General features: G+C 71.1%; 7 protein-coding genes and 1 pseudogene. 5 read left to right on the top strand and 3 right to left on the bottom strand.

Annotated elements, in window-relative coordinates; genetic code table 11:
* Nucleotides 1-3: 3 nt before the first annotated feature.
* Both ABZ707_RS03585 and ABZ707_RS03580 read left to right on the top strand, forming a co-directional pair.
* Complete coding sequence (locus ABZ707_RS03585) at nt 4-1218, top strand: acetyl-CoA C-acetyltransferase (RefSeq protein ID WP_360167098.1); 1215 nt, start codon at nt 4-6, stop codon at nt 1216-1218.
* Nucleotides 1219-1266: 48 nt separating this feature from the next.
* Nucleotides 1267-3447, top strand: coding sequence for a 3-hydroxyacyl-CoA dehydrogenase NAD-binding domain-containing protein (locus tag ABZ707_RS03580; RefSeq protein WP_360167095.1), 2181 nt, complete (start codon nt 1267-1269; stop codon nt 3445-3447).
* A gap of 47 nt (nt 3448-3494) precedes the next feature.
* Here the strand turns inward: ABZ707_RS03580 and ABZ707_RS03575 are convergent.
* Together ABZ707_RS03575 and ABZ707_RS03570 are read right to left on the bottom strand one after the other, a co-directional pair.
* Nucleotides 3495-4223: pseudogene (locus tag ABZ707_RS03575) on the bottom strand (MerR family transcriptional regulator).
* A 101-nt stretch (nt 4224-4324) separates the two neighbouring features.
* Entirely contained in the window at nt 4325-5365 is a 1041-nt protein-coding gene (locus tag ABZ707_RS03570) for a LacI family DNA-binding transcriptional regulator (protein WP_360167092.1), read from the bottom strand.
* A 250-nt stretch (nt 5366-5615) separates the two neighbouring features.
* On the opposite strand from ABZ707_RS03570, the gene ABZ707_RS03565 reads away from it, so the two are divergent.
* From ABZ707_RS03565 to ABZ707_RS03555, 3 genes are all read left to right on the top strand, one after another.
* On the top strand, nt 5616-7616 hold the full coding sequence (locus tag ABZ707_RS03565; protein ID WP_360167089.1) for a Xaa-Pro dipeptidyl-peptidase: 2001 nt from the start codon (nt 5616-5618) through the stop codon (nt 7614-7616).
* Nucleotides 7613-8938 carry a M14 family metallocarboxypeptidase gene (locus ABZ707_RS03560; protein ID WP_360167086.1) on the top strand — a complete coding sequence of 442 codons (1326 nt, stop codon included), beginning with the start codon at nt 7613-7615 and terminating at the stop codon, nt 8936-8938. Before ABZ707_RS03565 ends, ABZ707_RS03560 begins: the two co-directional genes overlap by 4 nt.
* 394 nt (nt 8939-9332) lie before the next feature.
* Nucleotides 9333-10970: an ABC-F family ATP-binding cassette domain-containing protein gene (locus ABZ707_RS03555; RefSeq protein WP_360167083.1), complete on the top strand. Its 1638-nt coding sequence runs from the start codon at nt 9333-9335 to the stop codon at nt 10968-10970.
* Nucleotides 10971-10979: 9 nt separating this feature from the next.
* Here ABZ707_RS03555 and ABZ707_RS03550 read toward each other — a convergent pair whose 3' ends face one another.
* The gene (locus ABZ707_RS03550; protein ID WP_360167080.1) at nt 10980-12179 is read right to left on the bottom strand and encodes a phospholipase D-like domain-containing protein; all 1200 of its coding nucleotides are present in this window, start codon (nt 12177-12179) and stop codon (nt 10980-10982) included.
* Between the last annotated feature and the right edge of the window lie 117 nt (nt 12180-12296).

Raw genomic sequence — 12296 nt, 5'->3', positions numbered from 1 at the left:
GCCGTGAGTACCGAAGCGTTCGTCTACGACGCGATCCGCACCCCGCGCGGTCGTGGCAAGGCCAGTGGCGCCCTGCACGGCACCAAGCCCATCGATCTTGTCGTCGGCCTGATCCATGAGCTGCGCCGCCGCTTCCCGGCACTGGACCCGGCGGCGATCGACGACATCGTGCTCGGAGTGGTGAGCCCGCTGGGTGACCAGGGCTCGGACATCGCCCGGATCGCCGCCGTCGCGGCGGGTCTGCCCGACACCGTCGCGGGCGTACAGGAGAACCGCTTCTGCGCCTCCGGGCTGGAGGCCGTCAATCTGGCCGCCGCGAAGGTCCGCTCCGGCTGGGAGGACCTGATCCTCGCGGGTGGCGTCGAGTCGATGTCACGCGTGCCGATGGGCTCCGACGGCGGTGCCTGGGCGATGGACCCGATGACCAGCTTCGCGACCGGATTCGCCCCTCAGGGCATCGGCGCGGACCTGATCGCCACCCTCGGCGGCTTCAGCCGCCGCGATGTGGACGAATTCGCGGCGCTGTCCCAGGAGCGGGCCGCCGCGGCCTGGAAGGACGGCCGTTTCGACCGGTCCGTCGTGCCGGTCCGTGACCGCAACGGGCTCACCGTCCTCGACCACGACGAGCACATGCGCCCCGGCACCACCGCGGACTCGCTGGCTTCGCTGAAGCCGTCGTTCGCCGGGATCGGCGACCTGGGCGGCTTCGACGCCGTCGCCCTGCAGAAGTACCACTGGGTCGAGAAGATCGACCATGTCCACCACGCGGGCAACTCCTCCGGCATCGTGGACGGCGCCGCCCTCGTCGCCGTCGGCTCCGCGGAGATCGGCGAGCGCTTCGGGCTCAGGCCCCGCGCACGCGTCGTCTCCGCCGCCGTCACCGGATCCGACCCGACCATCATGCTGACCGGGCCGGCGCCCGCCACCCGCAAGGCCCTCGCCAAAGCGGGACTCGCCATCGACGACATCGATCTGGTCGAGATCAACGAAGCCTTCGCGGCGGTCGTCCTGCGCTTTGTCGAGGACATGGGCCTCTCCCTGGACAAGGTCAATGTCAACGGCGGCGCCATCGCGCTCGGCCATCCGCTCGGGGCCACCGGAGCGATGATCCTCGGCACCCTCATCGACGAACTGGAGCGCCGGGACAAGCGATACGGCCTCGCCACGCTCTGCGTCGGCGGCGGCATGGGTGTCGCCACCGTCGTCGAGCGTCTCTGACCAGCCCGTCCCCCCATCCCGTCGCCACCCCCCGTACGGAGCAGCAGCATGAGTGAGTCCACCACCATCCGCTGGGAGCGGGACGGGACCGGCGTCGTCACGCTCGTCCTGGACGACCCGGACCAGTCCGCCAACACCATGAACCGGGCGTTCCGGCAGTCCCTCACGGCGGTCGCGGAACGCGCGGAGGCGGAGCGGGACAGCATCCGCGGCATCATCGTCACCTCCGCCAAGAAGACCTTCTTCGCGGGCGGCGACCTCAGGGACATGATCAAGGCCGGACCGGCGGACGCCCAGCAGATCTTCGACAGCGGCATGGCCGTCAAGCACGCCCTGCGCCGGATCGAGACCCTCGGCAGGCCCGTGGTCGCGGCCATCAACGGAGCGGCCCTCGGCGGCGGTTACGAGATCGCTCTGGCCTGCCATCACCGTGTCGCCCTCGACGCGCCGGGGTCCAGGATCGGCCTGCCGGAGGTCACCCTGGGACTGCTGCCCGGCGGCGGCGGAGTCACCCGCGCCGTACGGCTGATGGGCATCACCGACGCGCTGCTCACGGTGCTGCTCCAGGGCACCCAGTACTCGCCGGAACGCGCGCTGGACAACGGACTCGTCCATGAAGTCACCGCCACCACCAAGGAGATGCTCGACCGCGCCCGCGCCTTCATCGACGCCCACCCCGAGTCGTGGCAGCCGTGGGACGTCAAGGGCTACCGGATCCCCGGCGGCACGCCGGCCAGTCCGCGCCTCGCCGCCGAACTGCCCGCCTTCCCGGCCAACCTCAGGAAGCAGCTCGCGGGCGCCCCCTACCCGGCGCCGCGCGCCATCCTCGCGACCGCGGTCGAGGGCTCCCAGGTCGACTTCGAGACCGCGCAGACCATCGAGGCCCGCTACTTCACCGAGCTGGTCACCGGTCAGACCGCCAAGAACATGATCCAGGCGTTCTTCTTCGATCTCCAGGCCGTCAACTCCGGCGCCGGCCGGCCCGGGGGCGCCGCCCCGCGCGAGGTCCGCAGGGTCGCCGTCCTCGGCGCGGGGACGATGGGCGCGGGGATCGCGTACTCCTGCGCCCGCGCCGGACTCGACGTCGTCCTCAAGGACGTGACGCGGGAAGCCGCGGAGAAGGGCAAGGCGCACGCCGCGACGCTGCTCGCCACGGCGCTCTCCCGGGGCCGTACGACCGAGGCCGAGCGGGACGCGGTCCTCGCCCGTATCACCCCGGTCACCGACCCGGCCGCTCTCGCCGGCTGCGACGCGGTGATCGAGGCGGTCTTCGAGGACCCGGCGCTCAAGCGCAAGGTGTTCCAGGAGATCCAGGACATCGTCGAGCCCGGCGCGCTGCTCTGCTCCAACACCTCCACGCTCCCCATCACCATGCTGGCCGAGGGTGTGTCCCGGCCCGCGGACTTCATCGGGCTGCACTTCTTCTCGCCCGTCGACAAGATGCCGCTCGTCGAGATCATCAAGGGCGAGCGGACCGGTGACGAGGCGCTGGCCCGCGCCTTCGACCTGGTGCGCCGGATCAGGAAGACACCGATCGTCGTCAATGACTCGCGCGGCTTCTTCACCTCGCGCGTCATCGGGCAGTTCATCAACGAAGGTGCCGCGATGGTCGGCGAGGGTGTCGAGCCGGCCTCGGTGGAACAGGCCGCCGCCCAGGCCGGTTATCCGGCCAGGGTGCTCGCGCTGATGGACGAGCTGACGCTCACCCTCCTGCGGAAGATCCGCGAGGAGACGAGGCGCGCGGTCGAGGAGACCGGCGGCACCTGGACGCCACACCCCGCCGACCTGGTCGTCGACCGGATGGTCGACGAGTTCGGCCGCCCGGGACGCGGCGGCGGCGCGGGTTTCTACGAGTACGACGAGGACGGCACCCGCACGCGTCTGTGGCCGGGGCTGCGCCGGCACTTCGGCACCCCGGACACGGAAGCCCCCGTCCCGTTCCGCGACATGAAGGAGCGGATGCTCTTCTCCGAGGCGCTGGACTCCGTCCGGTGCCTGGAGGAGAACGTCCTGACCTCGGTCGCCGACGCCAATGTCGGTTCGCTCATGGGCATCGGCTTCCCGCCCTGGACGGGCGGTGTGCTCCAGTACATCAACGGCTACGAGGGCGGGCTGCCCGGCTTTGTCGCGCGCGCCCGCGAACTGGCGGAGCGGTACGGAGAGCGGTTCGAGCCCCCCGCGCTGCTGGTCCGCAAGGCGGAGAACGGCGAGACGTTCAGCGACGCCTGAGACCCTGAGACAGGGACGGCGCGGGCCGCGGCGCGCTCACTGCGCGCTCACTCCGCCTGGAAAGCGGCCCGCAGCTCTTCCTTCAGCGACCGCTGGAACGCCGTCACCAGGGCCTGCACCACCAGCGGCTGGAGGTGGGCCGACAGCGACCTCATCGCCGCCACCTGTCCCGGGTCGGACTCGCGCTCCCGGTACGGCGTCCACACCTCGTCCCGGAACAGCCGGGTCAGCTCGTGCGCGGCTTCGCGGGTGTGCTCCAGCAGGACCGTCCGGGCCGCGAGGATCGTCTCGTGCGCGACCGGCACCTCCAGCAGCTCGACCCCGAGGCGCAGCAGCCCGGGATCGAGCCGGTAGGTGTCCGGCGCGTCGGCCCGGACCAGAACCCCCATGGCGGTCAGCCGGTCGATGTCCTACTCGGCCAGCGCCCGCCCGGCGCGCCGCTCCAGCTCCGCCCGCGTCGCGTCCTCCGCCGAGTCCGGTGCCCAGGAGGCCACCAGCGCCCGGTGGATCGCCAGATCGTGCGCGCTGAGCCCCGCCGGAAGCTGCTCCAGATAACGCTCGACGGCCGCGAGGGTCATGCCCTGGTGCTGGAGCTCCTCGATGAGCGCCAGCCGGGAGAGGTGGTCACGGCCGTAGTGGCCGACCCGGCGTGGGCCGATCACCGGCGGCGGCAGCAGTCCGCGGGTGCTGTAGAAGCGGATGGTCCGGACGGTGACGCCGGCCCGTGCGGCCAGCTCGTCGACGGTGAGTGTCGGCTCCTCGGTCTCGGCGGCCATGCCCGTACCTCGCTTCTGGGACTCGGTGCAACAGTATTGCTGTGCCACCACCGTGGTGAAAGCGCGGACGGGGCTGTCGGCCCCCTCGGGCCGGTTAGCGTTCAGGCCGACGCGCGCCGCACCAGCACGGTCGGAGTGATCACCGATGCCGGCGGCGGCGCTCCCTCCCGCTCCCGGTCGAGGCCGCGCAGCAGCAGCCGCGCCATCAGCCGGCCCTGGCCCTCGATGTCCTGCTGGACGGTCGTCAGCGGCGGGTCGGTGGCCTCGGCGACCGGATCCATGTCGTCGAAGCCGACCAGCGCCACATCGCCGGGCACCGAGCGTCCGCGCTCCTTCAGCACCCGCAGGGCGCCCGAGGCCATCAGGTCGTTGGCGGCGAACACCGCGTCCAGGCCGGGGCAGCGCTCCAGCAGCTCCGCCATCGCCCGCGCCCCGCTCTCCCGCGTGAACGCGCCCTCGGCGATCAGCGCCGGGTCGCCGTCCGGGAGTTCGTCCAGATAGCCGTCGAGCCGGTCGGTGGCCGAGGTCTGGTCGCGCGGGCCCGCGATGTGCGCGATCCGCCCGCGGCCGAGGTCGCGCAGATACCGTACGGCCGCGCGGGCGCCGCCGCGGTTGTCGGCGTCCACATACGGCACCGCCCGGTGCTCCGGCGCCGCCGTCCAGCTCGGCCGGCCTCCGTAGACCGTCGGCATCCCGGCCCGCCGGGTGATCGCCGGGATCGGGTCGTCGGTGTGCAGCGAGAACGCGAGCGCGCCGTCGACATGGCCGCCCGCCAGATAGCGCGCGATCCGGTCGTAGTCGCCCGGACCTTCGAGCAGCAGCAGCACCAACTGCGTGTCGTGCGCGGTCAGTTCCTTGCTGATGCCCCGGATCTGCTGGGAGAAGAACGGATCGGAGAAGATCCGGACCTCCGGCTCGGCGATGATCACGGCGACGGCGCCGGTGCGCCGGGTGACCAGTGTGCGGGCCGCGTGATTCGGCACGTACCCCAGCTCTTCGACGGCCCGCCGTACCCGGTCGGCCAGTTGTTCCCGTACGCCCGCTCCGCCGTTGACGACCCGCGAGGCCGTGGCCCGGGAGACACCGGCGTGCGCCGCGACGGCTTCCAGCGTGGGCCGGGACCCCATGGACGGCTCGGGCAAGATGGGTGCTCCTTGTCGGCGGACGGACAGCCCACAGCGTATCCGGCCGCGGATCTGGTAGAGAGCGCTTCCCCAGGGCCTCCGCCGGCCCTCCGTACCGTCCCCGCGCGCGCCTCCGGACGGCTTCCGGTCGGCGTGACGAGCACAGTGAGCATGGCGCCACATGTCACACCATCGCCGTCCCGTGCGCCACCACGATCTCTCGATCGCCCTCTTTCACACGGGAGTTGACCGGGGTACCTTCCGCCCCATGGAGATCCGTGCGCGGGGAACGCGCTGGTCAAGCAGATCGATTGTCGCGACGGCCGCCGCCGCGCTGCTCGGAGTGCTGCTCATCCCTACGGCGGCCCGGGGCGCGCAGCCACCGGCGGCCGGAGCGGCCGCCCAGGAGAGCCGGCCCGTCTACTCCTACGAGGGCGCCATCCGCGAGTCCGTCTGGGTGGACACCGGACTCGACAGTGACAAGGACGGCGGGAGCGACCGGGTCGCCGTCGATGTCATACGGCCCCGGGAACCGGCCAGGCAGGGCCGGAAGATCCCCGTGATCATGGACGCGAGTCCCTACTACTCCTGCTGCGGACGTGGCAACGAGAGCCAGAAGAAGACCTATGACGCGGCCGGCGATCCGGTCGGCTTCCCGCTGCACTACGACAACTACTTCGTCCCGCGCGGTTACGCCTTCGTCGCCGTCGACCTGGCGGGCACCAACCGCTCCGACGGCTGCGTCGACGTCGGCGGACGGTCCGACATCCAGTCCGCCAAGGCCGTCGTCGACTGGCTGAACGGCCGCGCCCGCGCGTACGGCAGCCGCACCGGCACCGATCGCGTACGGGCCGACTGGACCACCGGCGCCACCGGCATGATCGGCAAGAGCTACGACGGCACCATCGCCAACGGTGTCGCGGCCACCGGTGTCGAAGGACTCAAGACCATCGTCCCGATCAGCGCGATCTCCTCCTGGTACGACTACTACTTCCAGCAGGGCGCGCCGCTCTACGACTCCGGACCCGACTGGCTCGCCGGATATGTGGAGAGCCCCGAGGCCAGTGACCGCTGCCAGGCCGTCCGGCAGCGCCTGATCGACGAGGCCCCGCGCACCGGCGACCTGACCCGGCTGTGGACCGAACGCGACTATGTGCGGAACGCGGACAAGGTCAGGGCCAGCGTCTTCGCCGTCCACGGCATGCAGGACCTCAACGTCCGCACCAAGCACCTCGGCCAGTGGTGGGACGCCCTCGCCGACGCGGGCGTGGAGCGCAAGATCTGGCTCTCCCAGACCGGCCACGTCGACCCGTTCGACTTCCGGCGTGCCGCCTGGGTCCCGACCCTGCACCGCTGGTTCGACCACTACCTGCTCGGCTACGACAACGGCATCGACCGCGAACCCATGGCCGACATCGAGCGCGCCCCGGACCAGTGGTCCACCGACCGGGTCTGGCCCCCGCGCGGCACCGAGCCGACCACCCTGCGCCCCGCCTCCGGCACGGTCCCTGGCGTCGGCACCCTCGGCCGGACCCCCGCCGGGCCCGGCAGCACCGAGACCTTCACCGACGACCCCCGCCTCGACGAGACGGACTGGGCCGCCGACATCGACCGGTCCACGCCCGCCAAGTCCGGCTTCATCACCCGGCCGCTCAGCCGTGACCTGCGGCTGTCCGGCTCCGCCACGGTGACTGTCACCGCCACACCGTCCACCGCGACCGCCCATCTCTCCGCCGTCCTCATCGACCTCGGCCCCGACACCATCCGCGACTACAGCGCGGCGGGCGAGGGCATCACCACCCTCACCGAACGCACCTGCTGGGGCCCGAGCACCACCGCGGACAGCTCCTGCTACCTGGAGACCGCGGCCCGCACCGCACAGGTGGACCACACCGTCTTCAGCCGCGGCTGGGCCGACCTCGGCACCTACGCGTCGGCCGGTCACGGCCGTCCGCTCACACCCGGCAAGCCGTACACGCTCACCGTCGATCTCGCCGCGAGCGACCATGTCGTCCCGGCGGGCCACCGGCTCGCCCTGGTCATCGCCGGTACGGACCGGGGACTCATCGATCCTCCGTCGACCACACCCACCCTGACCCTCGATCTGAACCGTACGGCCGCCAGGCTTCCGATCACCGGCGGCGCCGAGGCGTTCCACCGCGCCACCACCGGCACCGCCCCGCCGCACAGCGCACCCCGTGAGTCCCGTCCCGACGGCGTGGCCGAGCCGCGCCGGACACCTCCGATCCCGGGAGACCGCAGCCGATGACAGCCCGTCAGGAAACGCCCCGCCCGACGACGTCCCGCCGAATACCGCCCCGTGTCCGCACCGTCGTCCTGGCGGCGACCGCCGCGGCGCTTGTCATGCCGCTGACCAGCGTCCCCGCCCAGGCGGCCGCCACCCCGCCGCAGACCGGGTTCGAGGCAGGAAATGGCGCGGACTGGACCAGCCAGCCCCAGGAACAGGAGTTCCTGTCGGCCGTCGACCGGGGAAGCGACCTCGCCTCCCTCACCACCATCGGCACCACCAAGCAGGGCCGCCCGCTCCAACTGGTCGAGATCGGCGCCAGGCACGCCGCCGCCACCGTGCTGCTGGTGTGCAGCCAGCACGGCGACGAGCCCTCCGGACGCGAGGCGTGTCTCAGCACCGTCCGCGATCTCGCCTACACCAAGGACCGCGAAACCAAGCGCTTCCTGTCCCGTACGAGCGTGCTCGTCGTCCCCACCGCCAACCCCGACGGCCGGGCCGCGGACACCAGGGGCAACTCCGACGGCATTGACATCAACCGCGATCACATCGCGCTCAAGACCGCCGAGGGCCGCACCATGGCCGCCCTCATCCGCGACCGGCGCCCGGACGTGATCTACGACCTGCACGAGTATGGCGCCACTCCGCCGTACTACGACAAGGACCTGTTCGACCTCTGGCCCCGCAATCTCAACACCGACCCCCGGATCCACGACGAGTCGGAGACCCTGTCCGAACAGTACGTACGGCCCGCCGCGCGCGCCGGCGGAAACACCATCGGCACCTACGGCATCTGGACCGACCCGGTGACCGGCGATCCCATCCGGCAGACCGCCGGCGACGGCCAGGAACGCATTCTGCGCAACGCCGCGGGCGTCAAACACTCGCTCGGCCTGCTCATCGAGAGCCGGGTCGACCCGGTGACCGAGGCAGAGAAGGCAGACGAGTCGCTGAACAACCGGCGCCGGGTGAAGAGCCAACTCGACTCGCTGAAGGGCCTGTTCTCCTTCACCGACGAGCGCAGGGCCCGGATCGTGACCGCCACGGCCGTCGCGCGGCTGACCGGACTGACGGACCGGGGCCCGGTCTACCTCGGCGGCGCGGACAACGAACCGGCGACCCCCGAGGAGACCCTCCAGGACCCGCCGTGCGGTTACCGGCTCGACGCGGCCCAGTACGCGGACGTCAAGGACGAACTCGCGCTGCACGGTGTGCTATCCGTGCCGCTCGGGAAGGGGGCCTTCGTGCCGCTCCGCCAGTCCCAGCGCAATCTGGTACCGCTGCTCCTCGACGAGCGGGCCCAGTACCACCTGACCGCCGGACAGCCCGAAGCCCGCTGCTGATCACGGAGGAAGCGCCCGGTCGGGCCGTCGCCGGCCGGGCCGCTTCCTCCACGCAGCCCCGGGTCCTGGTGTACGGCTGCGGCATCACCTGCGTCGTGTCCGTGGAGCCGGGCATCGCCGACACGACCATTCGTCGGTGCCCGGCTTTTCCACGATCACCGGCCGGCCCCGCACCGGATACACCGACGTGTCCGGCACCAGCTCCCGGTCAGGCCCGGACCGTAGCGGAATCCCGGTGGCAGGACCGGGGAATCCCACTGGACGGGCAGCCGGCCGGGAGGGGATCCTTGCTCGTGCCCCGCACCGGCGCGGCGCACCGGCCCGGCGAGGTGCCGTGGGCTGTCGTCGCGCGCCCGCCGGGGATCACGGCACAGCCCTTAGGATCAAAGACCTGATGACTGCCACGCTCGTAGCCAAGGATCTCGCCGCAGGACACGGCGACCGCTCGCTCTTCACCGGCCTCGACCTGGTGATCGCGCCCGGCGATGTGATCGGACTCGTGGGCGCCAACGGCGCCGGGAAGTCCACCCTGCTCCGGCTGCTCGCCGGACTCGACACCCCCGAGGACGGGGTGCTCAGACTCTCCCCGCCCACCGCCGCCGTCGGCCACCTGCCCCAGGAGCCCGAGCGGCGCGCGGGGGAGACCGTACGGGCCTTCCTGGGCCGCCGCACCGGGGTCACCGACGCACAGACCGCGCTCGACGAAGCCACCCAGGCGCTTGTCGACGGCGCGCCGGGTGCCGACGACGCCTACGCCGCCGGTCTGGAGCGCTGGCTGAGCCTCGGCGGCGCCGACCTCGACGAACGGGCCGAGGAAGTCGCCGCCTCACTCGGTCTGACCATCGGGCTCGACCAGCCGATGACCACACTCTCCGGCGGCCAGGCCGCCCGCGCGAGCCTCGCCTCGCTCCTCCTCTCGCGGTACGACGTCTTCCTGCTCGACGAACCGACCAATGACCTGGACCTCGACGGCCTCGAACGCCTGGAGACCTTTGTGACCGGCCTGCGCGCCGGCACCGTCGTCGTCAGCCACGACCGCGAATTCCTGCTGCGCACCGTCACCAAGGTGCTCGAACTCGACCTGGCCCAGCAGAAGATCACGCTCTTCGGCGGCGGCTACGCGGGATATCTGGAGGAGCGCGAGACCGCGCGCCGCCACGCCCGCGAGGAGTACGAGGAGTACGCGGACCGGAAGTCGTCCCTGGAGGCGCGCGGGCAGATGCAGCGGGCCTGGATGGAGAAGGGCGTCAAGAACGCCCGGCGCAAGGCGCCCGACAACGACAAGATCGGCCGGAACCTCCGCACCGAGTCGACCGAGAAACAGGCGGCCAAGGCACGCCAGACCCAGCGCATGATCGAGCGCCTCGATGTTGTCGAGGAGCCCCGCAAGGAGTGGGAACTGCGGATGGAGATCGCCGCGGCGGATCGCTCGGGAGCCGTCGTGGCGACCCTGCGCGCCGCCGAAGCGACCCGCGGCGACTTCCATTTCGGGCCCGTCTCGCTCCAGATCGACCGCGCCGACCGGGTCGCCATCACCGGGGCCAATGGCTCGGGCAAGTCCACCCTGCTGGCCGCGCTGCTGGGCCGCCTCCCGCTGGAGGCCGGACACGCGTCGCTCGGCTCGGGTGTGGTCGTGGGCGAGGTCGACCAGGCGCGCGCGATCTTCCACGGCCCCGAGACACTCCTGGACGCCTTCCGCGCCGCTGTTCCCGACACCGAACCCGCCGAGATCCGTACCCTGCTCGCCAAGTTCGGCCTGAAGTCGCACCACCTGCTGCGGCCCGCGACGACCCTGTCGCCGGGCGAAAGGACCCGCGCCGGACTGGCGCTCCTCCAGGGCCGGGGCGTCAATCTCCTGGTCCTGGACGAGCCGACCAACCACCTGGACCTGCCCGCCATCGAACAGCTCGAATCGGCGCTGGAGTCGTACGACGGCACGCTGCTGCTGGTCACCCACGACCGCCGGATGCTGGACGCGGTCCGGACGACACGCAGCCTGGACGTATCGGCGGGCAAGGTGACGGAGCTCTGACGCGTCGCCTCAGAGGAAGCGACGGATGGGGGTGACAGCCGCCTCCAGCAGCCGCTGGGGAGCGGGGCGTGTCTTCCAGCGCCCTTCCTCGATGCGCTCGCTGACCTCCAGGTCTTCGTCGAAGTGCCGGTCGAGGGTGGCGGTGAAGTCCTCGTCCAGGACGGCGAGCATCACTTCTTCGTCGTGGTCCAGGGAACGGCGGTTGAAGTTGGTGGAGCCGACCAGGGTGGCGATCTGGTCGATGGTGATGACCTTGGCGTGCATCATCGTCGGCTGGTACTGAAAGATCTTCACGCCGCAGACGAGGAGGTCTTCGTAGTAGTTCTGGCCGGCGAGCTGGCAGACCCGCTTGTCGGTGTGCGGGCCGGGCAGCAGGATCTCCACCTCGACGCCGCGCCGGGCCGCCGCGCACAGCAACTCGATGAAGTAGGCGTCGGGGGCGAAGTACGCGGTGGCCAGGCGGAACCGCTCCTGCGCGGATTCGATCATGACCCGCAGGAGGGTCTGCATGTCCTGCCAGCCGAAGCTGGCCGAACCGCGGACGACCTGGACCACGGCGTTCCCCTGCGGCTCGTGGCCGGTGAAGCGGTCGCGTGAGTCGAAGAGAGTGGTGTGGCACTCGGCCCAATTCTGGGCGAAGGCGGCGGCGATGCCGTCCACCGCCGGGCCATGTACCTGGACATGGGTGTCGCGCCACTCATTCGCGTTGCGGGCGTCGCCGCACCACTCCTCGGCGATGCCGACGCCACCGGTATAAGCGACACGCTCGTCCACGACCAGCACCTTGCGGTGACAACGATGGTTCTGCTTGAGCGGCGAGAGGTACAACGGCTTGCGGAACCAGGCCACTTCGGCGCCGGCCCCTTCCATCAATTCGAGCAGATCCTTTTCGATCAGCCTGCTGCCGAAGCCGTCCAGCAGAAGCCGAACGCGCACCCCTTCGCGGGCCCGGTCGGCCAGCGCCTCCGCGAACTGACGGGCTATGTCACCGCGCCAGTACACAAACGTCATCATGTCGACCGTGTACGTGGCGCTGCGGATGCTCTCCAGCATCGCCGCGAAGATCTCGTCCCCGTTGCGCAGGGGAAGCAGCGCGTTTCCCTCCGTGGCGGCGATTCCGATCAGCCGCTCCAGGCGGCGTCTCATCCGCTGCTTGCGCTCCACCAGGACGTCCGCGGTCCGTTCGGGCTCACTGCATGTGCTCGTCATCACTTCCTACCTCGCGGGAAAGGGCCGAGCCTCCGCGCTTCCGGCAACCGCGAAGGCGAACGACTGTACGTACCGGCACAACCCCCATGCCCCCAACCCCACCCGCCATTCCCCCTC

This window comes from Streptomyces sp. NPDC006923 (assembly GCF_040635655.1).
GTDB lineage: Bacteria > Actinomycetota > Actinomycetes > Streptomycetales > Streptomycetaceae > Streptomyces.
The sequence above is the reverse complement of the archived record's forward strand: the minus strand, read 5'-3'. Positions and strand labels throughout refer to the sequence as shown.

What these genes read in the sequence shown, in the direction of transcription:
- ABZ707_RS03560 (WP_360167086.1), top strand. Translation starts at nt 7,613, where the DNA reads ATGACAGCCCGTCAGGAAACGCCCCGCCCGACGACGTCCCGCCGAATA.
- ABZ707_RS03580 (WP_360167095.1), top strand. Translation starts at nt 1,267, where the DNA reads ATGAGTGAGTCCACCACCATCCGCTGGGAGCGGGACGGGACCGGCGTC.
- ABZ707_RS03550 (WP_360167080.1), bottom strand. Translation starts at nt 12,179, where the DNA reads ATGACGAGCACATGCAGTGAGCCCGAACGGACCGCGGACGTCCTGGTG.
- ABZ707_RS03565 (WP_360167089.1), top strand. Translation starts at nt 5,616, where the DNA reads ATGGAGATCCGTGCGCGGGGAACGCGCTGGTCAAGCAGATCGATTGTC.
- ABZ707_RS03555 (WP_360167083.1), top strand. Translation starts at nt 9,333, where the DNA reads ATGACTGCCACGCTCGTAGCCAAGGATCTCGCCGCAGGACACGGCGAC.